Source organism: Synergistaceae bacterium (assembly GCA_017444345.1).
In the GTDB taxonomy this organism is placed as follows: domain Bacteria; phylum Synergistota; class Synergistia; order Synergistales; family Aminobacteriaceae; genus JAFUXM01.
The window spans coordinates 39,754-63,754 of the sequence record JAFSWW010000080.1 but is presented as its reverse complement, the minus strand read 5'-3'; the positions used below and the strand labels follow the sequence as shown (position 1 = coordinate 63,754).

Sequence of the window (24,001 nt, the reverse complement as noted above, 5' to 3'; positions counted from 1 at the left end):
ATTTTGTAGTATTATCATATCTTAATAAGGGACGGGGGATGTTGTAAATTTGAGAGTAAGATTTATAAAAATTTTGATTATATTATTGAGTATAGCTTTATTAAGTGATTTATCAAGTTCTAGCGTGGAGTCAGCTACACGGAGAATTAGCAGAACAACACCTAGAAATAATAATACGCCTGCACCGCCTGCACAACCTGCACCGCCGAGACCTGCACAAAATCAGCCGGCAGCTCAACCGCAATCAGGACAAGGCGACGCAATGACTCCAGAGCAGGAACAAGCATTAATGGATTCTGCCGCAGCTATGAGACGAGCGGGACTCGTACAATTTAATTTTAAGGATTTCGATTTAGTCAGATTTATGCGCTTTATGTCTGAAGTCTTGCAAGAAAATATAATTGTGCCTCCAAATATAAATTCTAAAATAACTATAATTTCGCCTCATCCTGTTACTATAAAAGAAGCCCGCGAAGTCATGTTATCAACTTTGCAGATGTATAATTTTTCGCTGCAAAACATGGGCAGTTATTCAATAGTTCGTCAGGGCGGTAATAGTCCGTCGCCTAATGTCTTCAGGAGCAAAACAGGCCCCGGACCCGGTGAAGAAACTGTAACATATATAGTCCCGATTGATTATGTAACAATTGAAAGTTTATTACCGGCTATTCAACAAGCATTTGGATCGAGTCTCGTAGCTTTGGCAGTTGGTAACGGGCGCGATATTTTATTACAGGGCCGGGCTATTGATGTTAATAAAGGCGTTGAGTTAATCCGCAAAATGGACACGCCTCAAAGTGCAAGATTAAGCAAGACATTTGAAATCAATAACGGAGATCCGGGTACTATAGCAGCACAATTAAACGCAATCGCTCAATCAAATGGCCCTCTTCAGGGATTAAATGCCATTGCCGACGTTCCAAGCAAAAAAGTTGTAGTTGTCGGGAGTTCAAGCGCAATCGATAAGGCCGCCCGCATAATTAGTGATTTAGACGTTGACCCGAAAATAGGCGATTTTCACATTTACAAGTTAAAGAATATTGACGCAACCGCCGCCGCCGAACAAGTCGGGAAAGTTTTAGCTTCAACAAATACAATGCTGGGAGCTGACTCGGCAAAATTCACAGCTGCTGTAGTTCCTGATGTTGCTACTAACAGTTTAATTTTTGCTGCGACTCAGAGACAATATGACGCACTTGTCCCGATTCTTGACGCTATTGATATACAGCCTAGACAGATTTTATTACGAGGCTTTATTGCTGAAATCAACGTAACAAATTTAGATCGCAACGGTATAGACTGGTCAATCTTAGGCGGTCAAATGTGGGATAATTTATTGCTGGGCGGTAATATGTCGCTCGGCGAGGGGTCAGTGCCTTCACAGTTCATGACATGGTTCAATGATTTGTCAAAGCGTGAGGAATTACTTGAGCGCAATGGATCTACTTATACAGTTACAAATTATCAGCCTATGGGATTAATGTATGCCACGATTGAATTATTAAAGCGTTATGACGCAGTTAATGTATTGTCAGTGCCTCGCTTAATGTGTACTGATAACAAAGAAAGCACGTTCAAAGTCGGTAATGTTATTCCCGTTATGAAGGGGTCTACTTCTGATTTAACGAATCCGAATTCTATTCAGAATAATTATGACTATAAAGATACGGGCTTGACTCTCACAGTTACACCTCATATCAGGAGCGGGAATCTTGTCGCAATGGATATAAAGCAGACTACTGAAGATGTTATGACTGCTTCAGGAGTTACTACTCCGACTACTTCAAAGCGTGAAGTTATTACTTCTGTTGTAGTTGCAGACGGTGAGACTATAATTTTAGGCGGCATGATCAAGGAAACGGAAAAATCAATGAAGCGTAAAGTCCCCGGCTTGTCTTATATTCCGTTAATAGGCGGACTCTTTCAGAAATTGTCAAAGGAAAAGGAAAAAGTTGACTTTGTAATTTTCTTAACGCCTCAAATTATCGAATCGCCTGAAGAAATGAGACACGCAACAATGAGAGCTGCCGGATTTGCGAGGGGCTTTGTGTCGCCTGATATGAATTTCGACGTGAATAAATTAATGCCTGACAACGCAAGACCGGATTTAACGAATATCGGAGCCAGTCCCGTAGAAGCTGATATTGACGCAAGATTTAGAGATATGTATCAGCGCAGTCTCAGGAGGAAGTAATTAATGCCTGATAGTGAAGTTAATGCGCTCCCCCCTCTTCCTGACGCAAAAGAAGTATCGAGTCTCTTACCCGACGGAATGGGACTCGATGTTCTAAGGCAGGCAAAAATTGTCCCGTTAAGAATTCAGGACGGTGTATTAATTGTCGGTGCTGTAGATTTTGACGCTTGGCCTAAAGCTCAAATTTTAGGGACTGCCTTGGGATTCCCGATTGATTTAGAGATTCGCGACGAGAAGGAAATCGGCGATTTATTACACACTTTATATGATTTAAGAAGTGTAGCAGCTGACGAGGCCGCAAAAAATATCGAAGGAATTGACGATTTAGATGATTTATCACGCGAGGACGTATTAAGCGACTCGGTTGATGTTCCCGTTATAAGGCTTGTTAATGGCCTGTTCGTTGATGCATTGAGACAGCGCGCGACTGATATTCACGTTGAGCCCTACGAAGATGAAGTATTAGTGCGTTTCAGGATTGACGGAGTTTTGCAGGATAGATTGAGATTACCGCGTTCAAATCAAGCTCCCCTAATAAGCCGTATTAAAGTCATGTCAAGAATGGATATAGCCGAACACATGGCACCTCAGGACGGCAGAATAGGAATCACTGTAGGAGATAGAGCTGTTGATGTTCGTGTTGGACTTGTGCCGACTCAATACGGAGAAAGAATCGCAATGCGTTTACTTGATAAGGGACATGGACTCATGACTCTTGAAGATTTAGGCATGGAAGAACGCGAGCGCACAATTATGGACGAACTTATACACAGACCTCACGGAATGATTTTATTTACAGGCCCTACAGGTTCAGGAAAGTCAACGAGTTTATATGCTATCTTGCAGGCTTTGGCGCGTCCTGAAGTAAATATTATTACAGTTGAAGATCCCGTAGAGTATGCTTTACCCGGAGTCGCTCAAATTCAAGTAAACGAGAAAGCCGGAGTTACTTTTGCTGCTGCTTTGCGTTCAATTTTGCGTCAAGATCCTGATATAGTAATGATCGGAGAAATGAGAGACTTTGAGACGGCTCATATAGGCGTACAGGCTTCATTAACCGGGCATTTAGTGTTATCGACTCTGCACACGAATGACTCAATCAGCGCAATTATAAGACTCGTGGATATGGGTATAGAGCCTTATTTGGCAGCAAGCTGTATGATAGGAACTGTAGCACAAAGACTCGCGCGCAGATTATGCCCTCATTGCAGACGAGAAATAACACCCCCCGCCATGATGGCAAAACAGGGACTCACACGGGCATTTGAACCGGTCGGCTGTTCAGAGTGTCATAATACAGGCTACAGGGGACGAGTCGGACTCTATGAACAATTTGTAATTAATGAAGAGATTCAAGAGGCATTTGTCGGAGGTGCTCCGGCCTCAAAATTGCGCGAGATTGCACGTAAAAGCGGATTCAAAACTTTATGGGAAATTGGACTCTCTGCTGTTCAATCGGGGCTGACTTCACCGGACGAATTAGCAAGAGTCGCAGGAGAAGATTAAATTATGCCTTATTTCAGTTATTCAGGATATGACTCTAAAGGCAAGAGCACAAAGGGTACTATTGAAGCAGGCTCATCTATTCAGGCAGTTGACAGGCTCACAGAACGGGGAATTGTTGTTGTTGACGTAAAATTGACTGAAGAGAAAAAGGGCGGAAAAGTCAAGATTAAATTATTGCCGCTCGAACAGCATATATTCTTTTGCAGGAGTCTAGCCTCGTATTTAAAATCAGGTTTGCCGCTTGCTGACTCGTTAAGAATCATGTCAAAACAAGCCCGCGATAAAGTAATGAAGCCCGTAATGGAAAAAATTTTAGCAGAAGTTGAAGGCGGCAGGAAATTTCACACGGCTTTATCAGAGTGCGGGGCATTTCGTGAAAGTCTTTGGCGGGTCGCTGAGTCAGGTGAACAGAGCGGGACTCTTATTTCAGTATTAAATGAAGCTGCTGACGAGTTCAAATTAGAGGACGATTTACGGCGCAAGATTCGCGGTGCAATGACATATCCAATAGTTATGGCCGTTGTAGGTGTCGGAGTCGTTGCTTTCATGCTTACAGATGTTGTGCCTAAGATTTCAGAACTTTTTGAGGACATGAATCAGACTTTGCCCCTTCCTACTCGTATATTAATCGGAATGTCTGAATTTCTCTCAAATTATGGGCTATGGCTTTTATTAGCATTCGGGATATTATTATTATGGATGCGCAAGACAGGGCGAAAATTTAATATGCCTTTCATGAAGGGAATCAGGGGACAATTAACGCTGGCTCTTGTTATGTCGCATATAAGCACGCTGTTAAGATCGGGAATTCCGCTCGTTCAGGCTTTGAGAATGGCCTCATCAATGGACTCAAGCTCTCAAAGGTGGCTCGATGCTGCCGAAATGGTCAAGGCCGGACATAGATTTGACAAGGCACTCGAAAAAATAGGAATGCAGGAAGAAACAGTCGCAGTAGTAAGAGTCGGCGAAATGGGCGGAGATTTAGCAGGTTCATTAACAAATGTCTCTGAACAGTGCCGGGAAATTGCCCAGTCCCGAATGGAAAAACTTTCGACTTTGATGGAGCCCATAATGGTCTTAACGCTTGGAGTCTCAGTCGGATTTATAGTTTTGGCAATATTAACGCCGGTGTTTGACTTAGCCGGAATTGTTAAATAAAATTTTTCAGGAGGTTATTATAATCATGCAAGAAAAGAAAAAATATTTATTGCGCCGCCGTTCAGGTTTTACCCTGATTGAAATTATGGTAGTTGTCGTTATTCTAGGTTTGCTGGCTGCCCTAGTAGTTCCCAGAATCGGCCCTCAAGTCGCAGAAGCACAGCGCACAACAGCACGAACTCAAATAAAGAGTATAGAAGACGCTCTAGAAATGTACAGAATGCACAACGGATTTTACCCTTCAACACAGCAGGGACTTGAGGCACTTGTTACAGCTCCTACAACATCGCCAGTTCCTAAACACTATCAAGAGGGCGGCTATCTCAAAAAAGTCCCTGAAGATCCATGGGGGAATCCCTACGTTTATCGCAATCAGAACGGCAGAATCTCAATTGTCAGCTACGGCCCGGACGGTGAAGAGGGCGGAGAAGGCACAAACGCAGATATTTCGAACGAGGACTAAAATTTTGCGCAGTAAGAAAGCATTTACACTCATTGAAATAATGATAGTATTGCTGATTACAGGCTCACTCGCGGGAATGGTCATCCCGCGAATCTCGTTTTATTTCGAGCCCCCTTCAGCTGTATTGCAACGTGCATTTGAGGAAGCCAGCGACATGTCATTATCGGGGACACCTGTAAAATTTTCTATCAAGAAATCACAAGGTTTAGAACGCGGCGCGATTGAAGTAGAAGCACTCATGAAAAAAGAAATCCCCGAAGACAGTATAAGCTCATTTCTCGGAAGTGCTAATAATAATGACAAGCAAGTTTTAGAGTGGCGCAAGGTTAATTTAAGGAATTCTCCGACCGGTGAAGGCTGGCAATTTTCACCTGAAATTATTTATTTCTACACTGATGGATCATGCACGCCCGCAAAAATTTCATACGCAGAGAGAAATATTTCAGAATATAACGCAGATCAATACGTATTAACTGTTACTGGATATTGCACACAAGTTAAATCACAGCAATAAATTTTTATCAAGTTCATAGATAAAATATGTTACTGCTAATAAATCACCTGAACCGCCCGGACTTATATTGCGCTGTATAAATTCCTGATCGAGCATAAATATATCGTCTAAATCTGCGCCGTTCTCTAAAATTTTCCGTGCTGAATCCATTACGTTTTTAGCTGTCTCTAAATCATGACGAGAAATTATATTAGTGTCTTGTGCAAATGCTATTAAGTGTATTAGTGTCTTAGCTAACGAGTCATTAAGCGTGAAATTTTCTGATAAATATTTTCTTAGTGCAGGCAATGAAATATCTTTCACGGATTTATAGCCCGACTCAGCCTCGCCCCTGATTCCTGTTATATTATAGTCAATAAAAATTTTCTCCCCTTTAGTGAGTTCATTTCGTGATTTCTTTCTTGATTCCGCAAAATCTCTCGCGCATAATCCCTCGCAAATCTTCCCGGCCAAGCTCATGACCGAGTCAGAGTCTATATTTTCATTCATTCCCGATAAATAACCGGCCGCCGCGCTTAAGACTCCCAGTGAAAAAATTTCTCCCTTGTGAGTGTTCACGCCTTGAGTCGCTCTAAACATGTCATTTTCTGCAATTATGCCGATTCTACGCAGTTCCGGAAATAGCAAAACGGGTAATAATTTTTCTTGACCTGCAATGACTCCAGCCTGTGCAAAATCTTCAAAGCATGAATTAAGACTCGCCGCACTCTTCATAAAAGTAAAGAAGCCCATATCTCTATGAGCTCCTGAATTATTACGGTCAATTAATCCCGGCTTGGGAGTTACTGACACTTCTATTAACATTGACTCAAGTGCCAGACTCCCTAAATTTTTGCTTGCTTTACTCGTCCTCATCGTCGTCGTCGTCATCGTCTGAGTCTGATTCAGCATCATTAATATTTTTGCCCCTTATCCTTGCCCATAAGTGCCGGACTTGCCAGACACATTTATAAGCAGCAGGAATTGACAACATCGCGAGCATACCTCCGGCGATAAGTCCTCCTATAGCAACAACTGCGATCGGGCGTTTCATTTCCGAGCCTCTGCCGGTCGACAACAACGGAACGAGCGACACAACAGAAGTAACTACGGCCATTAACAGCGATTTAAATCTAACGTGGCAAGCCTCCTCGACTGCCTGATATGGATTTGTGCCCTTGAGCCTCAAGACTTCCGCATAATCTATAACGACTATTGCATTATTTACGACCATTCCGACAAGCATAATCATGCCGATTAAAGCAAATATCGAAATATTTACGCCACTGATTAACATCGCAGGGACGACTCCAATTGCCGCCATAGGAACAGTAGCGAGAATTATAATACTATATGTCCAGCTCTCAAGAATTGCAGCAACGACTAAATATGTAACTACAATTGCAATAATTAACGTGCGCAGTAACTCCGTGAAGTTCTCGGCCATGTCTTCCTGTTCACCGCCGAAATTTACACTTACACCCTCAGGAAGAGTCATACTGTCGACGACCTGACGCATTAAAGCATTGCCCTCGCCTGCTGTGATATAACGTACTCGTCCGGTTACAACTACAGCGCGTTGACGTTCGACTCGTCTAATTTCAGTAGGTGAGTCGCTCCATGATATATCGGACATCTCATCAAGCGGGACAAGTCCGTAACTCGTCATAATTGGCAGTTCATGAGCGTTAAAAATATCGCTTGCTTTCTCGCGTTCGATTCTTGCCATTATGTCATATTCATAACCGCCCTGTCTGAATTTGCCCGCCTCACGTCCTATTAAGTAGCCTCGTACAATGCTCGCTAAATCTGAAATATTTAATCCTAATGGAGATAAACGCCATCTGATAGGCGCAACTTGTAATTCAGGCTTACCCATTTCCATTTCTATTTTCAGGTCTCGGACTCCGGGAACTTTTCGGCCTCTTGCTCTGACTTCTTCAGCAATTGTATATAATTGATTCAGGTCTTGACCCTTAATTTGAATCTCTATGGGATTCCCGAATCCTGAACGAGTCGCAGCAATGGAAATATCAACGCCCGGCAATCTCTCAAGCCATGGACGAATTTTATCGGCTAAATCTTCAGTTGAAGGCCTGTCAGGGTCATTATTTAAATACAGCGCGATTTGTGCCTCACTGATTGATTGACTTCTCATTGAGCTTGCAACAGTTGAGACTACATTTTTTATATATTTTCTGTCTGATAAAGTATTAATATAATCTTCGACCTTGTAAACTAAATCAGCAGTCCTATAAATCGACGAGTTATTATCAAGCGTGAGAGTTATTCTTACTGTTCCGTCATCAGTTGAGGGCGTGAATTGAGTTCCGAGAAAGCCGCCCAGTTTCAGAGATCCATATGTCGCTAAAATAGTTAATAACACTGTAGTAAATGGGAATCTCATAGCTAAGTGCAGAATTATAAAGAATAAATCTCTGAATCCGTCAAATATCCAGTTCCACCAGCCTGTTAAAATTTTGCCGATTAATGGCAGCTCGGCCGAGTCCCCTTTTTGTTTCTTGATTCTTGCTGCTAAACAGGGAGTAACGGCCATTGTTACCCATAATGAAAACGCAGTAGCATATACAATTGTAATAGCATAGGGCTTCAAAAATTGTCCTGCTATAGTGCTCATTAAAGCAACGGGCATGAAGACTCCCAAATTTGTTAAGACTCCTGCAAGAACTGACATAGAAATTTCGACCGTGCCTTCTTCTGCGGCCTCAAAAGGTTCGTAGCCCATATCACGGAATCTATAAATATTCTGAATTATTAATATAGCGTTCATTACAAGAGTTCCCATTGAAAGCGCGAGTCCCAGTGTACTCATTAAATTTAACGTGTAGCCGTGAACCTGCAACGGGACAAATGTAGCCGCAAAAGCAACCGGCATTGAGAACGCGACTATAAACGTAGCTGAGAATCTGCCAAGAAATAAATATATAACAAGTGCAGTGAGTGCGATTCCTATTGCTGTATCACGAATAATATTTTTTACGGCTGACTCGACAAATCCCGTGTCATCATAAGTGTATTCATATTTGAAATCGGGATAATCTCTCATAGTTCGAGCCATTAATCTTTTAATTTGCCGGCCTGCTTCGACAACATCAGCATTTGAACGCGGGCTGATTCTTAACTGTACAACCGGCTGACCATCTGCACGCGCCATACTTCTTTGATCTTTTTCGCCGTCTGTAACTGTTCCCAGCATTGACAATCTCACAGGCTGCCCGTTCGGAGTAGGAATTAATATATCTTCTAACTGTTCGACTTGATTAAATTCTCCCATTAAGCGCAAAGAGACTTCATCTTTTGTCTGAGTGATATAACCTGAAGGCGTTGTTTGATTGTTAGCTGCTACGACATTGCAGACTTGCATATAATTAATCCCGTAATCGCTCAAAGCAGCAGGATCTAAATTTATATGAATCTCTCTATCTCTTCCGCCTGTTACGTCAACGCGCCCGACTCCTTCAACTCTTGCTACAACGGGTTGTATTCTGTCTTCGATCATTTTCTTGGCAGTCTTCTCCGGCATCTCTGAAGTGAACGAGACAATCAAGAAAGGCTGTGCATTAATATCAAATTTACTCGCAACTGGTTCGTCAGCATCATCGGGCAAATCTGGAATCTTAGCTTTGACTTTATTATTTACGTCAACAAGTGCTAAATCGGGATTAGTGCCTGACTCCATTTCTACGGCGACCATTGATATACCTTCAATTGAATACGTATTAATTGAGTGTAAATTTTCGAGGTCTGCTAATGCGTCTTCAAGCGGCTTGCTTATTAACTGCTCGATTTCGTTAGGGCCTGCTCCTGTATAAGTCGTGCGGACTAAGACAAACGGCAATTCTACATTTGGATAAAGAGTAACTCCGAGTGTGAAATAACTTGAGATTCCCAGCAAAATCCATATAACAACAGAACACCCAGTAAAGACTGGGTGCGTGATACAAAATCTTATAAATCCTCTCATGAAATATTAACCCTCGTTAGAATTCTTGTTTGTAGTAGTGCCTGCTAGATCGCGTTGATTTATTATATTAGCTCCGTCATAAAGTACTCTATTTCCGCTAGTGATTAAATTTTCGCCCGGTTTGAGTCCTGAAGTAACGACGACCCGGCCTTCCCGTCCTTCACCTGTAGTAATATTTCTGATTTTAGCTGTATCATCTTCTGCGATATAAACTGATTGAGTATTTCCGCGATATAACACGACATTTGAAGGAATTACAACGACATTTTTTTGACTGCTGACCATAAAGCGGCCTTCTACATAAGTTCCCGGCAAAATTCCCGAATTCTCCGGCAGTCCTACAACAACAGGATATAAGCCTGAACCTTTTTGAGCTTCGGGGCTGATTCTTTTGACTCGTCCGATATGTTTTGAGCCGTCTACGTAAATTTCAACGGGTGTTCTTGTGTTAATTTTCGTGATGTCCTTCTTTGAGACCATTAACTCGGCTTCCATTTCTTTAGGGTCAACTATTGCTAATAAGACTGCTCCGGCCTCTGCTACTTCTCCGGGCTCAACATTGCGGGCTGATACGATACCGTTAATGCTGGCTTTGAGACTCGTGCGCTGTAAAGTTGACTGCGATGATCTTAATGATGCCTCAGCTGATTTAAGTCTTGAATATGCTGCGTCTACTTCACTTTGAGAAATTCCGCCCTTCTTGTGTAACTGCCTGAGTCTCTCATAATTTAATTTTGCCTCGTCATAAGCTGTCTTGCCTGATTGAACCTGCGCGCCCCTTGCTGCTGCCTGAAGAGTTATTACCGTCTGACCAGCTTTAACAGGGCTTCCCACGTCAACAGTTACATTTTTTACTATTTCGCGCTCAAAAGTTGTAATATTTTGTGTATGTGCGCTCTTTGCCTGACCGTAATAGCTCCGCCAAGTGTTCCAATCTGAAGTAGTTACATTTTCTGTCTCAACGGGATATACTGTTACTGTTTGAGTTTCGAGCGAACGTAAATTTGCTTCAGCCTGAGCCAGTTTTGCACGTACTTGAGTGCTGACAAGAAAGCCGACCCCGACTAAAGCTAACATCCATAAAAGAATTCTTACACGCGTAAAAAATTTAAGCATTAAGTGAATCACCTCATATAAAAATCATTAATTCATGTGATTTTGCATTATATCATAGTGATTCATAACATATCAGTATGAATAATTTGTGAATGAATCATAAATGCCGGCATAAAATCGAGTCTCTTATTGCAAGGAGGTCATATATACGGTAAAAAATAAATTCTCTAACTTTACTTTTTACAGCTAATAAAGGTTCTCTTATAATTTTGGGAAGGAATGATAATGATTTAAAGCTCTTAGTTGAGTTATTGCAAGGAGTCCCCCCCCCTAGCTAAATTAACGTTAAATAATTCACTTTTTGAGCGCACAGTAATCTTATTTTCAAATGGCATGTTATCTAAAGGTACATAAAGATAAGCCGGAGTAAGAATTCTAAAATTACGATTTTCAAGTACATATCTGTTAAAGTATGATTCGTCGTCAATTTTAGCAATTATTTTATTATGTAAATCTCTATTAATTCTAGCTTGCAGAATTTCTGACATCTGCAAAAATTTATCTGTACGTCCGCAGAAAAGAGCCGCCATTATATAACGTCCTTCTATGTTATAAGGAACATATGCAGTTGATTTCTTGTCGCGTTCATATGCGAAATAATATCTAGCTTTTGTATTCCATGCCCAAGGACATATAACTGCAGAGATCTCTTGTTCTTCACTGGGCAAAAATTCTTCCTCTGTAACTATTTGCGAACATGCCAGATTAGAATTAGCAAACATTAAATAGTCATTATTCTCTATTTCTTTTCTGAATCTAGTAAAAACGTGGAATCTCAGCAAAGTAACTAAAGGCCAAGGCAAATGATCTATATAATAAACTTTTACGCGCTCATCTTCGGGGATATTTTCAACTTGATCTGTGAATACGTAATAATTCTTTATTGTATTGGGCAAAAAATTTTTCTCAAAAGATTCGTGAAAACCTTTCCAGCATAAATAATAATCGCCTGTACATAGATATAATATTCCTATACTTTTTTTGTTCATGCGAGAATCTCCTAAAATAAAATATATAATTTAATCGCATTATAACATGTTTGAGTGAGAAATTATTAACTATGCTAGAATATATAACAGTTCCGGCGGTAGTGGAACAGGATGACCCCGAGCGATAATGCCGGGGGTTGTTGCAAGGGTAGAAAATTACTCCCCCGGCTAGTTTGGGGGTGAGATTATGAAAGGTTTGGCCGATTTTATTCGAGCCGTTGCTATGCTTGTAAAAGCTGTTGCAGACCTCATAAACTCGTTAAAAAAGTAAGCATCTTCGATTTGGTATAAGTCCGATTGAGGGTGTACAGCCCTTAAGTCGGCAGCCAATTTTCTTCTAGTCCGCGTCATCCCGGACTCCTCGTATATATTATAGCATTACGAAAATTTTATATCTCCCCTGTTAATTATAATTTCATAGCCTATTTTTTGCATTCGGTTATTCAGGCAATTTTTACACTGTGCGCTCTCTTCACCGGTGCAAATTTTATTGTCATAAAGCATGTATTTTTTCCTTACACTGACAGGCGATAAATTAGGCATAACGACATTTGCACCCGATAAAATGCCCTTCTCGCGTCCTAATGGGTCAATAGTTCCCAGTGCAGTCGTAGCAGGCAGCAATACAGGCGGATAAATTAATCTTATAATCGCAAGCAAGTAACAAGTAAGCTCAAGACTCCCGGCCTGAAAATTTCTAAACGGTGTATCTTTATGCGGAATGAACGGCCCGATCCCGCACATGTCAGGCTTGAATGTCTCAATAAACTTTAAATCTTTTGCCAGAGTCTCACTCGTCTGAAATGGAGAACCTACCATAAAGCCGCAGCCAACTTGATAATTTAATTCACGCAAAATTTTTAGACACTCCATGCGATTTATAAATGAAAGATTTTCAGGGTGGAGTCGTGAATAATGACTCGAGTCTGCTGTCTCATGCCTGAGTAAATATCTATCTGCTCCGGCTTCACGGAGAAATTTATAACTTTCTCGCGTCCTTTCTCCCATTGAAAGAGTTACAGCGCAGTCGGGATAACTTGATTTAATTTCGCGAATAATCCCGCCTAAAACTTTATCACTAAAATATAAATCTTCTCCGCCCTGTAATACAAACGTCCTGAAGCCGAGTTTATAACCTTCATTACAGCATGAAAGAATCTCATCAGGAGTCAATCTATAACGTTCGCAAAAATTATTACTCTTTCTGATTCCGCAGTAAAAACAATCATTCCTGCAAATATTAGTAATCTCGATTAAGCCCCTGACGTAAATATAATTTGAATAAATTTTCTCCCTGACTTCAACGGCCAAATCGCGAGAAAGTTTTATAGAGTCCTCGTTCCTGTCATTTATGAGTCTCTCATATTCAGAAAGAGTCAAAGAATGAGTCTCAGCAAGTTTGTAAATTAATTCGCGCAAAATTAATTATCTTTCGAGAATGCAGTTTTTACGCTGACTCCTTCAAGATTGCCGATTTTTCCGGATAATGCAGAAATAATATCTTGAGGCGCGTCAAGTGCGATGCTGATAATATTTATTTTCTTAGGTCGATAAGGCAGACCCATGCGGCCGATTATATAATCCCGGTATTCATGCAAGATATTATTTAGAGTCTCTATTTTTGTAGTGTCTTCTACGATAATGCTCATAACGGCGACCCTTGTTTCCATTTTTATAATGCCTCCTGATAAAATTTTTTATTCATGAATTATATAATATTTTACATTGATTCAATGGAAATATCAGAAATTTTTATACGCATAAATTATCGAATTAAGACAAAATTTTTTATCGCAAATTAATAACAGCAAGAAAATTTTTTCACTGACTCACAAATTTTTACACACGCAAAAATAATCGCATTCAAGCAAAAATTTTTCTATGAATCATCGCGCAAAAAATTAACAACATACAAAAATTTTTATACTCGTAAATCATTGCAGGGGAATAAATTAGATTAATTTTTTGTAGCTGTAAATGTAGCTGTAAAAATCGCTTTCTCATAATAAAATAATTAAGTAATTATTATAATATTCACGGTAAAATTTTCCTCATAAATTCGCGCAAAACTCCGAGATTTATACGAGACAAATATAAAACTGGTAGAATATAATTTATTAATTCACTAGCTTATATTTTATATATTTATGGAGGGAGAAATTTTTATCATGGTAAGTCTTAACAGTTACGACAAACTCGGGCAAAACGGACTCGCTTTAATGCAGAATTCTTTAAACACAGCCAATGCAGCAAGCGCAAAAGTTCTCGAAAGCGGCGCAGACCCTATGAGCATAGCACAAGCATCTATGGACTTGAGTCAAGCAAAAGTTCAAATGGCTATGGGAGCATTTCTCGTTAAATCGCAAAATGAATTAATGGAGTCAGCTCTGCAAATTTTCGGAATAGGCACAAAGCACAGCGGGTTATATTAAATGCAGTCTCAGCAGGAAAGAATTTCACTCGTAAACGGCCGGATTCATACACCGCTGAATACTGCTACAAATATCACGTTTGAGCATGGCCGCATAGTTTCAATTGATGACGACGCAAGCAGCCTAACAGGGAAGATAATAGATCTTCACGGGCGGACAGTTTTGCCGGGATTCTGCGACTCTGGACTAAATTTTTTGTCATGGGCAGAAGGTCAGGAGCGTTTGAGTCTCGGCAGCGTCAAAAATGTTAAAGAATTCAGCGACTCACTCAAAGCCTACACAAATGCGAATCCTAAGCCGTTAAGAGGCTGGTATATTGCTTATGACTTCCCGGAAAATATAATTATTTCGCGTGATGAGCTTGACTCGATTGTTCCTTCAATGCCCTGCGCCATAATTACCCGGGCAAATAATCAGGCCGTATTAAATTCTCAAGCAATGAACGCTTTTAATATGCCGCAGAATAATGTCGAGCTTGACGAATTCACTCAGCATTTACCGGCACTAAGCGACGAAGATATTTTGTATCTTGTGAAGACTTATGCGCCCAAAATTAACGCACTGGGAATTACTGAATTATGGATGAATTTTCACGATGAAGCAGAAAGACTCTGGGAGATTTTCTCGACTCAAGCTTATTATATGCTCACATTTAGATTGCGTTGTAATTTCGGCTTTGATGATGTCAATAATCTAAATGAATTTCTTGCAACGGGACTAAGAACAGGGGACGGCCTCCCATTTTGTAAAGTCGGAGGGATTCTAATTCGCGGGCAGCTTGATCAGACCGAACAGAACAAGATGATTTATTCGGCTCATTTATCGGGCTGTCAGGTCATAAGCGATAACAATAAATCCTGCGTCAATGCTTTAGAACGGGTAATCAAGAGAACGCGCAAGAACTCCCGGCACTTGTTAAATAATTTCAGCGGGAATATTTTAGACCGTATGAATTTATTAGGACTGGGCGGCATTGTTTCTCTGAATCCAAGCAATGAACAAGAAAATAATTATATTCATGAGGCATTCCAAAATGGTATAGTGATTTCAGGTTCGAGCGGAGAAAATTTAATAGCTCCAGTAAAAATTATGAGCTCGCTAATATCAGGGGGCTTGAATACTGCTGAGGCTTTGAGCGTCTGCACGTGGGCTTCATCATGGAACGGCGGAAATGAATCAAGGCGCGGAGAAATTGCGGTCGGGAATGATGCGGATTTTGTGATTCTCGAACAAGACCCGTTTTTAGTCAGTCCCGAAGAAATTGCAAGCATTGATGTAACTATGACATTTTGTGCGGGTTGTGCTGTGTATAACTCAGGCGCAATATAAACGAGTATTTATATAATGAAAGGTGTTAATTATTTATGAGCAATAAAAAACGTTCAGCGGGAATTTTACTCCCTATAACTGCACTGCCCTCGCAATATGGTATAGGAGATTTCGGCCCTGAAGCTGTGAAATTTGCTAAATTCCTTCATTCGGCGGGTCAATCAAAGTGGCAGGTTTTGCCGCTCACTACAATAGATCCGGGCTGCGGGAATTCGCCTTATAGTCCGACAAGTGCATTTGCAGGAAATTATTTACTTGTGAGTCCTGATTTATTAGTCGAGCAGAATTTAATCACTCGTGAAAATTTACGCAAATTATCAGCAAAATATGATTTCACAAAGACTCCCGAACACGTAGACTATGAACAGGCGCGTGCGTTCAAAATTGAAGTCCTTAATGCTGCATACTCTGAATATGTTAAGGGCGACACCAGCAAATTTGAAGATTTCAGGCAAAAAACGGACTGGCTCGAAGGTTTTGCGATGTTCAGCGTAATTAAAGCAGCAAATAACGGGCTGGCTTGGTACGAATGGCCGGAAGATTTGAGACATAGGGACTCGAACGCACTCAAAAAATTTAAATCTTCACATGAGAACGAGATAATTTTGCAGGAATTCTACCAGTTTATTTTTTTCGAGCAGGCCAAGAATTTACGCAAGACTCTTAATGACTTAAAAATTGAATTAATCGGCGACATTCCATTGTATGTAACACGAGATTGCGCGGACGTTTGGCTATATCCGGAATATTTTGATTTAGACGATGATTTGAATCCTGTAACAGTCGCAGGAGTCCCACCTGATTATTTCAGTGAGACCGGGCAATTATGGGGCAATCCTACATATAAGTGGGACGCTTTAGAGAATCATAATTTTGACTGGTGGGTCAGGAGGCTTAAGAATTTATTTGAAATTTTTGACTGTATCAGAATAGATCATTTTAGGGGGCTTGCTGCTTACTGGTCAGTGCCATACGGAGAAGCTACGGCAAAAAATGGGAAGTGGGTAGACGTTCCATATAAGAAATTTTTTAGCGTGTTGAAATCTAATTTTCCTGAAATGCCGTTCTGGGCGGAGAATCTGGGAATAATTACTCCTGATGTTGAAGAACTGCGGCAGGATATGAATGTGCCGGGGATGCTTGTATTACATTTTGCGTTCGGGAATCCTTCTGATAATCCATATGCGCCACATAATCATACAAGAATGAACGTTGTATATACGGGGACTCATGATAATAACACTTCTCGCGGATGGTTCGAGAATGACGCGACGGAGAACGAGATAAAAAATTTCTCGTCATATATCGGCCGTGATGTGTTAGACGGCTATATTTTTACTTCTGAAGTAACAAGAATCGCATTAAGTTCAGTAGCAGACATTGCAATTATACCTATGCAGGATTATTTGAGGCTCGGCTCTGAAGCAAGAATTAACGTACCTTCTACTCCTTCAGGAAATTGGGCGTGGCGAATGTTGAAGGACGCTATACCGGACGGACTTGCTGACAGAATCAGAGCGGCCTGCATTCTTTACGGGAGGGCTTAAACTATGAACGAATTAATAAGAATTAACGCAAATGACTCAGTAGCTGTTGCATTAAGAGCGTTAAAAACTGGTGAAAAAATTTCAGTTGCAGGTGCAGATTTTGACGCTGAAGTTCTCGAAGATATACCTATGGGACATAAAATCGCGCTTAGAGACATTCACGAGGGAGAAAGCATTATTAAATATGGATTCCCTATAGGGGCGGCCAAGTGCGAAATAAAAAAGGGTCATCATGTTCATACGGAGAACGTGCACACTCTTTTAAGCGGAGCTCATGACTATGAATATCACCCGACTCACCCGAATTTAGAAAGCGTAAATCCCGAAACTTTTGACGGTTATATAAGATTTGACGGCCGGGTCGGAGTTCGTAATGAATTATGGATTATTCCGACAGTCGGCTGCGTAAATGATATAGCTTTGACTCTTGAGCATGAAGCAAAAAAATTTATCGGTGATAGTGTAGAAAATGTTAGAGCTTTTACACATCCCTACGGCTGTTCACAAATGGCCGACGATCAGGAGAATACAAGAAAGATTTTAGCTGATTTGGCGACTCATCCGAATGCAGGCGGAGTCTTAATGCTCGGTCTAGGCTGCGAGAATTCCGGAATCGACACGATAAAGCCTTACATGGGCAAATTTGACACAGAGCGCGTGAAATTCTTAATCTCTCAGGACGTTCACGACGAAATAGAATCAGGCATGAATATAATTCGCGGACTTATCGAGAAAATGAAGAGTGACTCGCGAGTCCCTTGTCCAGTGTCTAAATTAATAGTCGGACTCAAATGCGGCGGCAGTGATGGGCTTTCAGGAATTACGGCAAATCCTACAATCGGTTATTTTTCTGATATGTTAGTTGCTCAGGGCGGCGCGACGATTTTAACAGAAGTTCCCGAAATGTTCGGAGCAGAGACTATATTAATGAATCGCTGCAAAGATGAAGAAATTTACAAGAAAACTGTCAGCTTGATAAACGACTTCAAAAATTATTATGCGTCGTGCGGGATGCCAGTATATGAGAATCCTTCACCCGGCAACAAAGCAGGAGGAATCACGACTCTTGAAGATAAAGCACTGGGCTGCACACAAAAAAGCGGCTCTGCTCCTGTCAATGATGTATTAAAGTATTCGGAGAAAGTCATAACTCAGGGCTTGAATTTGTTATCAGCTCCCGGAAATGATTTAGTTGCGTCGACTGCTTTGGCCTCGTCAGGTGCTCAAATTGTATTATTCTCGACTGGGAGGGGGACTCCGTTTGGCTGTCCTGTGCCGACTGTGAAAATTTCTAGTAATTCAGACTTGGCCGAACGTAAAAGCAGCTGGATAGACTTTAACGCGGGGACTCTAGTTCAGGGCGGGACGTTGCCGGAAAAAGCTAGAGAATTATTTGATTACGTCAAGAGTGTAGCAAGCGGAAAGAAGACTCGCAATGAATTAAATAATTTTCAGGGCATGGCTATATTCAAGACTGGCGCGACTTTATAAAGCTATAAATATATAAGGAGTATTATTTACGTGGCAGAAATAACAATTAATATTGATGATAATATCATAGACGAACTAGAAGAAATTGTCTCGTCAATGGGATTAAATCTATCTATGTTCTTTAACGTCTATGCTGTAAAAGTATTGCGGGATAGGTGCATACCGTTTTATATAGAAGCACCCGAAGAAGACGATCCATTTTACAGCAAAGAAAACATGGAACGCTTGAGAAAGTCCATAGCACAAATAGAATCGGGCAGAGGTCAAGAACACGAATTAATTGAGGTTGACTAATGCGCAAATTATGGTCTGATGAAGCATGGGAAGATTATATTTACTGGCAGGGACAAGACAAGAAAACTCTCAGGAAAATAAATAATCTCCTGAAAAGTATAGACAGAAACGGTTATGAATGTGAGGGACATCTTGAGCAATTAACGAACGATTTATCTAGTTTTTACAGCGTGCATATAGACAAAGAAAATCGTCTTGTTTTCAGGATAGTTAATGAGATACTAGAAATATTTCAATGCGGTACTCATTATAGGGATAAATAAAAATTTTTAAGGAGGAATATATAAATGTCATTCATGGACAAAGATTTTTTGCTCAACCCGGAAACAGCAAAGGCACTCTATCACGAGACGGCAGCAAAATGCCCGATCATTGATTATCACTGCCACATCAGCCCGAAAGAAATTTACGAGAATTTGCACTATGAGAGTATCACTCAAGTATGGCTCGGCGGGGATCACTACAAATGGCGTTTAATGCGCTGTGCTGGAGTCCCTGAAGAGTTCATAACCGGCGGAGCTGATGCACACGCAAAATTCATGAAATGGGCGGGCGTTATCGGCAAAGGAATCGGCAACCCGTTATATCACTGGAGTCACTTGGAATTACGCAAATATTTCGGTTATCGCGGGACTTTGAACGAAAAGACGGCCGAAGAAGTTTGGAATCTCTGCAACGAAAAATTACATCAGGAAGATTTCGGCGTTCGTGATTTAATCAATAAGAGCAACGTAGAAATCATTTGCACGACTGATGACCCTGTTGACTCGCTGAACTGGCACGCAAAAATCGCAGCTGATAAAACTTTCAAGACCCGAGTCCTTCCTGCATGGAGACCCGATAAAGCTATGAACATAGAGCGCAAAGCATGGCAGAAATATCTTGAGAAACTCGGTGAGGCTGCCGAGATGGAAATCAAATCATTTGCTGATTTGAAAGCGGCACTCACTAAACGCATGGACTTTTTCGCGACTCAAGGCTGTAAACTTAGCGATCACGGCCCCGACTATATACCATATGCAATGGCCAGCGATAAAGAAATCGAGTCTATTTTTGCTGCTCGTCTCAACGGTGAAAATATTGATCATTTAGCAATAGATAAATTCAAGACGGCATTTTTGCTTTTCGTTGCCCGTGAATATCACAAACGCGGCTGGGTTATGCAGCTTCATTACGGTTGCAGACGCGACAATCACGCCCCTATGTTCGATAAGCTCGGACCTGATACCGGATTCGACTGCGTAAATAACACTGCTTCAAGTATGACGACTGCGGCATTTCTCGGCGAACTTGAGAAAAATGACGAGCTCCCGAAGACTATTCTTTACAGCTTGGACGGTAATGATAACGCTTCGATTGATACAATTGCGGGATGTTTTCAGGGCGCATTAATTGAAGGTGTCTCAAAGATTCAGCACGGTTCAGCATGGTGGTTTGAAGATCACTACATGGGAATGACTCGGCATTTAAGGACTCTTGCAAGTCTGGGATATTTGCCCGGCTTTATCGGAATGTTGACGGACTCGCGCAGTTTCTTGAGTTATCCGCGACATGAATATTTCAGGAGAATTTTATGCAGGATTATCGGCGAATGGGTTGAGTCCGGCTTCTTCCCTGATGATAGAGAGACTTTACACGAGATCGTACACAATATAAGCTACGAGAACGCGAAGAAATATTTTAATTTTTAGGTGTGAGAATTAATGCAGAATTTTACGTGGCACAATCCGACTGAATTAATATTCGGTAAAGATACAGTCAAAGATTTAGCACCCAGACTCAAAGCTGATAATATTAAAGGCGTTTTGCTTGTGTTCGGCGGTAAGGGTACATTTAAGAGCGGTGCTTATTCACAAGTTACTGAAATGTTAAACAAGGCCGGAATAAATTTTTCTGAAGTCAACGATGTTAAGTCTAATCCCAGAATCGACAAAGTCCGCGAGGGAATTTCACGCGTAAAAGCAGGGGGAATTGACGCGATTCTCCCAGTGGGCGGCGGTTCAGTTTTCGACACTTCAAAGTCAATTGCTGCGGGGTCATGCTATGACGGCGACGTATGGGACTTATTCGAGGATAAATCAAAAATTTCTAAGGCACTCCCTATTTACGGCGTATTAACCGCGTCGGCATCATCGAGTGAAGTAAATAATATCGCAGTCGTCAGCAATCCTGAAAAAGGTCTGAAGATTTCAATTAACAGCCCTGTAATTTATCCTAAAATTTCAGTGATTGATCCCTCGTTTCAAGTTACTTTACCGGAAAAACAGACAGTTTACGGCGGAGTTGATATTATAGCTCATATTCTTGAAAGAGTCTTAGACGGCGACGAGAACAGCGAATTAATTGACGAACTCGGCTATTCTTTGATTCGTACGATGATACGAGTCATTCCTGATTTAATAGAAGATCCGAAAAATTATGATTTACGCTGTGAATATGCTTTGGCGGGTGCTATGGCGCATTGCGGATTTCTCTCAATGGGAAGGACTGCGCGCGGGGATTTTTCCTCACATCGTATGGGACACTCTATCAGCTTATTATTCGGGGCTGCTCACGGTGCGTCACTGTCAATTATTATGCCTGCGTGGGCTAGATATTTATACGAAGATAACCCCGTACCATTTGCGAGGCTCGGCGAGGCAGTATTTGATATTTATGACGGCTCAGACGAAGAGAAGGCACTTGACGCTATTGAGGCACTAGAAGATTTCTTCAAAGATATTAACGCTCCTACGACATTAAGAGAGTTAGGCATAAAAGAAGATGACGTGCAGAAATTAGCCGATAATGCTTCACGGGGCGAGTCATTCGGAGTATTAAGCAAATTAGAACCTGAAGACGTACTAGAAATTTTCAAGTTAGCATATTAAATTTTTTAGCAGGGAGAGTCATTATTTATTCTTGATTCTTCCTGCTATTTTTTACGAACAGCCACGCCTGCCAGACCCCGAATCCAGTTATAACAGGAATAACGCATAACGAAATCAATAAATTATAATTATTATTTATAAGCCAGTTGCAAGCCCATATACTCAGAAATGCATAACACGCAATTAATAATCCCGCTGATAAGACTTTGCCGAATAATATAACCTCACGCAAATTTTTTAGCTTCATAATAAATCACTCACTCCCAAAATTTTTTTATGCTTGCTTGGCCTGCTTTTCTCGGATAAATGCCAGGACACTTTGAAATTTTCTCCCATATAACTAGGCATTTATTAGAGTCATTATTCCCGTAAAATTTTATTTCAGGTTCAGAGAGTCCCAGTTTATGCCATTTATTATTAACCTCGCTGATCTCGTCGTGAACTTTTTCGCCTTTGAAAGTTATTATTTGTCCTGAAATTTTCACAAGTGGAGCTAATAATTCCGCAGTTACTCCAGCACTTGCAACAGCCCGGGCGCAGGCTATATCAAATTTTTCACGGTGATTAACTGCAAAATCTTCACTTCTCGCACAAATTATATTTATATTATTTATTTCAAGAGAGTTAATTATTTCCTGCATGGCCTCACATTTTTTATTTATGCTGTCGATTAAAGTAATTTGCGATTCAGGCCTCATTATTGCCCAGACTACACCGGGAAGACCGCCCCCGCTGCCGACATCTATAATATTTCTTACTTCAGGCAAAAATTTTAGAGACTCTAAGCAGTCAATAATTTGCAGGTTATAAATTTCTTCACTGCCACGAGTCCCTGTGAGTCTCGCCCGCTTGCATGAATTCAGTAAATCAGCAAATTTATATAACGTGGATTCTTGAGGGCTCATATCTATCTTCTTGAGGGTGCTTATTAACCGGCCAGCCAACGGGAATAATAGTAAACGCTCTAAAATTTTCGGGTAACTGTAAAATTTTTTCTACAGCTTTCATTCTTTCTTCATCCGGAGCTATACCCAGCATTACAGCACCGAGTCCGAGTTCTTCAGCCTCAAGTAAAATATTTTCAACAGATATAGCCATGTCAATATTTACCATTTCGGGAACTCGTAAATTCGCGATATTATAGCAAGGCACTATTAAAACAGGGGCATTTGCTGCGGGCTTTGCATACGGTGTAGCTTGTGAAAGCCGCATGATTAAATCTTTGTCAGTAATTACCCAGAATTCCCACGGCTGTTGATTCATTGCACTGGGAGCGGCCATTGCTGCACGTAAAATTTTGATGATGTACTTGCTTTCTACTTCACGGGACTCAAATTGTCTCGTGCTGACTCGTGTAAAAATTGCGTTCATAAAATTTTCTTCCTCCTTTGTAATTTCTGCCCAGCGTGATTCTAAATACGGGCGAATCATGTTAATAATTTTTTCCGCGCTATTTATCTGCGTTTGAACTTCTTTTTTGCTGACAAGATAGAAATCATCATAATCTGCATAATTTCTTAATCTAAATGCAGAGTCTATTAATTTATATGTATCTTTATCAAATATTTCAGTTCTAATATATTCGCGATTGAAATAAGAAATTATTTCCGAATGCTTTTTTGAATCAAAATTATCAAGAATAGTTACAGCTCTCAATGCGTCAAAGATTGCATAATAAGACCGATTTAATGAAGATTTAAGCCGTTCTTCCTCGAAATCTTTTTTTGAATCAGATAGACATTCATTAGCGAGATCTAAACGATATTTTGAATAATCTAGGCGCGGTGATTCTTCCAAAGTATTATTCCCTCCTTGTTTACATTTCTATAAAAAGGTATTTCGTACTTACGTACAAAAAATTTATATGAATCAATCAATAATACAGAAAATAGAGTATCATATTTCAAATTAAGCGAATCAACTGCATCAATTACTTTCTCTCTATCGCGCCAATCATGCTGTGTTGCTGTAATCACTGCAATATCGACATCTGACTCCGGCGTGTTATCTCCTCTTGCTACTGATCCATAAAGAATAATTTTCAGAGCGTCATCTCCTAAGACTGATAATATAGCGTCAATTACTTCTTTAAAAATTTCTTTATCGTCAATGCTAATTTTTTCGCCGTACATTT

At 40.7% G+C, this 24,001-nt stretch carries 23 protein-coding genes; 13 read left to right on the top strand and 10 right to left on the bottom strand.

Annotated features, from left to right (window positions below):
- Window positions 1-49 precede the first annotated feature (49 nt).
- The 5 genes from gspD to IJS99_05615 are packed head-to-tail and all read left to right on the top strand — an operon-like array spanning window position 50 to window position 5,835.
- On the top strand, window positions 50-2,194 hold the full coding sequence (gspD, locus tag IJS99_05635) for a type II secretion system secretin GspD (protein MBQ7561295.1): 2,145 nt from the start codon (window positions 50-52) through the stop codon (window positions 2,192-2,194).
- A gap of 3 nt (window positions 2,195-2,197) precedes the next feature.
- Window positions 2,198-3,700, top strand: a complete 1,503-nt coding sequence (locus tag IJS99_05630; protein ID MBQ7561294.1) for a type II/IV secretion system protein — start codon at window positions 2,198-2,200, stop codon at window positions 3,698-3,700.
- A 3-nt stretch (window positions 3,701-3,703) separates the two neighbouring features.
- Entirely contained in the window at window positions 3,704-4,858 is a 1,155-nt protein-coding gene (locus IJS99_05625; GenBank protein MBQ7561293.1) for a type II secretion system F family protein, read from the top strand.
- Window positions 4,859-4,883: 25 nt separating this feature from the next.
- Entirely contained in the window at window positions 4,884-5,321 is a 438-nt protein-coding gene (gspG, locus tag IJS99_05620) for a type II secretion system major pseudopilin GspG (GenBank protein MBQ7561292.1), read from the top strand.
- Between the two features lie 4 nt (window positions 5,322-5,325).
- On the top strand, window positions 5,326-5,835 hold the full coding sequence (locus tag IJS99_05615; protein MBQ7561291.1) for a type II secretion system protein: 510 nt from the start codon (window positions 5,326-5,328) through the stop codon (window positions 5,833-5,835).
- Here IJS99_05615 and citG read toward each other — a convergent pair.
- The 6 genes from citG to IJS99_05585 all read right to left on the bottom strand — a co-directional run bounded on the left by citG (window position 5,824) and on the right by IJS99_05585 (window position 13,574).
- Window positions 5,824-6,729 carry a triphosphoribosyl-dephospho-CoA synthase CitG gene (gene citG, locus IJS99_05610; protein MBQ7561290.1) on the bottom strand — a complete coding sequence of 302 codons (906 nt, stop codon included), beginning with the start codon at window positions 6,727-6,729 and terminating at the stop codon, window positions 5,824-5,826. The two genes, IJS99_05615 and citG, sit on opposite strands and share 12 nt — an antisense overlap.
- Entirely contained in the window at window positions 6,677-9,799 is a 3,123-nt protein-coding gene (locus tag IJS99_05605) for an efflux RND transporter permease subunit (protein MBQ7561289.1), read from the bottom strand. Before IJS99_05605 ends, citG begins: the two co-directional genes overlap by 53 nt.
- 6 nt (window positions 9,800-9,805) lie before the next feature.
- Window positions 9,806-10,915 carry an efflux RND transporter periplasmic adaptor subunit gene (locus IJS99_05600; GenBank protein MBQ7561288.1) on the bottom strand — a complete coding sequence of 370 codons (1,110 nt, stop codon included), beginning with the start codon at window positions 10,913-10,915 and terminating at the stop codon, window positions 9,806-9,808.
- 248 nt (window positions 10,916-11,163) lie between these two features.
- Window positions 11,164-11,904, bottom strand: a complete 741-nt coding sequence (locus IJS99_05595; protein ID MBQ7561287.1) for a hypothetical protein — start codon at window positions 11,902-11,904, stop codon at window positions 11,164-11,166.
- 378 nt (window positions 11,905-12,282) lie between these two features.
- Window positions 12,283-13,326: a [FeFe] hydrogenase H-cluster radical SAM maturase HydE gene (hydE, locus tag IJS99_05590; GenBank protein MBQ7561286.1), complete on the bottom strand. Its 1,044-nt coding sequence runs from the start codon at window positions 13,324-13,326 to the stop codon at window positions 12,283-12,285.
- Entirely contained in the window at window positions 13,326-13,574 is a 249-nt protein-coding gene (locus IJS99_05585; protein ID MBQ7561285.1) for an iron-only hydrogenase system regulator, read from the bottom strand. Before IJS99_05585 ends, hydE begins: the two co-directional genes overlap by 1 nt.
- A 498-nt stretch (window positions 13,575-14,072) precedes the next feature.
- On the opposite strand from IJS99_05585, the gene IJS99_05580 reads away from it, so the two are divergent.
- The 8 genes from IJS99_05580 to IJS99_05545 are packed head-to-tail and all read left to right on the top strand — an operon-like array spanning window position 14,073 to window position 21,867.
- Window positions 14,073-14,336, top strand: a complete 264-nt coding sequence (locus IJS99_05580; GenBank protein MBQ7561284.1) for a hypothetical protein — start codon at window positions 14,073-14,075, stop codon at window positions 14,334-14,336.
- Window positions 14,337-15,665: an amidohydrolase family protein gene (locus tag IJS99_05575; GenBank protein MBQ7561283.1), complete on the top strand. Its 1,329-nt coding sequence runs from the start codon at window positions 14,337-14,339 to the stop codon at window positions 15,663-15,665. It begins immediately after the preceding gene.
- A gap of 35 nt (window positions 15,666-15,700) precedes the next feature.
- Window positions 15,701-17,212, top strand: coding sequence for a 4-alpha-glucanotransferase (gene malQ / locus IJS99_05570; GenBank protein MBQ7561282.1), 1,512 nt, complete (start codon window positions 15,701-15,703; stop codon window positions 17,210-17,212).
- A 3-nt stretch (window positions 17,213-17,215) separates the two neighbouring features.
- On the top strand, window positions 17,216-18,703 hold the full coding sequence (locus IJS99_05565; GenBank protein MBQ7561281.1) for an altronate dehydratase: 1,488 nt from the start codon (window positions 17,216-17,218) through the stop codon (window positions 18,701-18,703).
- A gap of 30 nt (window positions 18,704-18,733) precedes the next feature.
- On the top strand, window positions 18,734-18,997 hold the full coding sequence (locus IJS99_05560; protein ID MBQ7561280.1) for a type II toxin-antitoxin system RelB/DinJ family antitoxin: 264 nt from the start codon (window positions 18,734-18,736) through the stop codon (window positions 18,995-18,997).
- On the top strand, window positions 18,997-19,260 hold the full coding sequence (locus tag IJS99_05555) for a Txe/YoeB family addiction module toxin (GenBank protein MBQ7561279.1): 264 nt from the start codon (window positions 18,997-18,999) through the stop codon (window positions 19,258-19,260). Before IJS99_05560 ends, IJS99_05555 begins: the two co-directional genes overlap by 1 nt.
- A 24-nt stretch (window positions 19,261-19,284) precedes the next feature.
- The gene (gene uxaC, locus IJS99_05550; GenBank protein MBQ7561278.1) at window positions 19,285-20,688 is read left to right on the top strand and encodes a glucuronate isomerase; all 1,404 of its coding nucleotides are present in this window, start codon (window positions 19,285-19,287) and stop codon (window positions 20,686-20,688) included.
- A 12-nt stretch (window positions 20,689-20,700) separates the two neighbouring features.
- Complete coding sequence (locus IJS99_05545) at window positions 20,701-21,867, top strand: iron-containing alcohol dehydrogenase (GenBank protein ID MBQ7561277.1); 1,167 nt, start codon at window positions 20,701-20,703, stop codon at window positions 21,865-21,867.
- Between the two features lie 25 nt (window positions 21,868-21,892).
- Here IJS99_05545 and IJS99_05540 read toward each other — a convergent pair whose 3' ends face one another.
- The 4 genes from IJS99_05540 to IJS99_05525 are packed head-to-tail and all read right to left on the bottom strand — an operon-like array spanning window position 21,893 to window position 23,999.
- Window positions 21,893-22,114 (bottom strand): hypothetical protein, encoded by a 222-nt coding sequence (locus IJS99_05540; GenBank protein MBQ7561276.1) that lies wholly within the window; start codon window positions 22,112-22,114, stop codon window positions 21,893-21,895.
- 10 nt (window positions 22,115-22,124) lie between these two features.
- The gene (rsmG, locus tag IJS99_05535; GenBank protein MBQ7561275.1) at window positions 22,125-22,772 is read right to left on the bottom strand and encodes a 16S rRNA (guanine(527)-N(7))-methyltransferase RsmG; all 648 of its coding nucleotides are present in this window, start codon (window positions 22,770-22,772) and stop codon (window positions 22,125-22,127) included.
- A complete protein-coding gene (locus tag IJS99_05530) occupies window positions 22,744-23,664 on the bottom strand; it encodes a nitroreductase family protein (GenBank protein ID MBQ7561274.1) in 921 nt (306 codons plus the stop codon). The genes rsmG and IJS99_05530 overlap by 29 nt, the downstream gene beginning before the upstream one ends.
- Window positions 23,643-23,999, bottom strand: a complete 357-nt coding sequence (locus IJS99_05525; GenBank protein ID MBQ7561273.1) for a nucleotidyltransferase domain-containing protein — start codon at window positions 23,997-23,999, stop codon at window positions 23,643-23,645. The genes IJS99_05530 and IJS99_05525 overlap by 22 nt, the downstream gene beginning before the upstream one ends.
- Window positions 24,000-24,001 lie beyond the last annotated feature (2 nt).

Bases quoted from the DNA above. Each gene is read 5' to 3' on its own strand.
- IJS99_05580 (MBQ7561284.1), top strand. From the start codon at position 14,073: ATGGTAAGTCTTAACAGTTACGACAAACTCGGGCAAAACGGACTCGCT.
- IJS99_05525 (MBQ7561273.1), bottom strand. From the start codon at position 23,999: ATGTACGGCGAAAAAATTAGCATTGACGATAAAGAAATTTTTAAAGAA.
- uxaC (MBQ7561278.1), top strand. From the start codon at position 19,285: ATGTCATTCATGGACAAAGATTTTTTGCTCAACCCGGAAACAGCAAAG.
- citG (MBQ7561290.1), bottom strand. From the start codon at position 6,729: ATGATGCTGAATCAGACTCAGACGATGACGACGACGACGATGAGGACG.
- IJS99_05625 (MBQ7561293.1), top strand. From the start codon at position 3,704: ATGCCTTATTTCAGTTATTCAGGATATGACTCTAAAGGCAAGAGCACA.
- IJS99_05600 (MBQ7561288.1), bottom strand. From the start codon at position 10,915: ATGCTTAAATTTTTTACGCGTGTAAGAATTCTTTTATGGATGTTAGCT.
- IJS99_05555 (MBQ7561279.1), top strand. From the start codon at position 18,997: ATGCGCAAATTATGGTCTGATGAAGCATGGGAAGATTATATTTACTGG.
- gspG (MBQ7561292.1), top strand. From the start codon at position 4,884: ATGCAAGAAAAGAAAAAATATTTATTGCGCCGCCGTTCAGGTTTTACC.
- IJS99_05565 (MBQ7561281.1), top strand. From the start codon at position 17,216: ATGAACGAATTAATAAGAATTAACGCAAATGACTCAGTAGCTGTTGCA.
- IJS99_05605 (MBQ7561289.1), bottom strand. From the start codon at position 9,799: ATGAGAGGATTTATAAGATTTTGTATCACGCACCCAGTCTTTACTGGG.
- malQ (MBQ7561282.1), top strand. From the start codon at position 15,701: ATGAGCAATAAAAAACGTTCAGCGGGAATTTTACTCCCTATAACTGCA.
- rsmG (MBQ7561275.1), bottom strand. From the start codon at position 22,772: ATGAGCCCTCAAGAATCCACGTTATATAAATTTGCTGATTTACTGAAT.
- IJS99_05575 (MBQ7561283.1), top strand. From the start codon at position 14,337: ATGCAGTCTCAGCAGGAAAGAATTTCACTCGTAAACGGCCGGATTCAT.
- IJS99_05630 (MBQ7561294.1), top strand. From the start codon at position 2,198: ATGCCTGATAGTGAAGTTAATGCGCTCCCCCCTCTTCCTGACGCAAAA.
- IJS99_05540 (MBQ7561276.1), bottom strand. From the start codon at position 22,114: ATGAAGCTAAAAAATTTGCGTGAGGTTATATTATTCGGCAAAGTCTTA.
- IJS99_05595 (MBQ7561287.1), bottom strand. From the start codon at position 11,904: ATGAACAAAAAAAGTATAGGAATATTATATCTATGTACAGGCGATTAT.
- IJS99_05545 (MBQ7561277.1), top strand. From the start codon at position 20,701: ATGCAGAATTTTACGTGGCACAATCCGACTGAATTAATATTCGGTAAA.
- IJS99_05585 (MBQ7561285.1), bottom strand. From the start codon at position 13,574: ATGGAAACAAGGGTCGCCGTTATGAGCATTATCGTAGAAGACACTACA.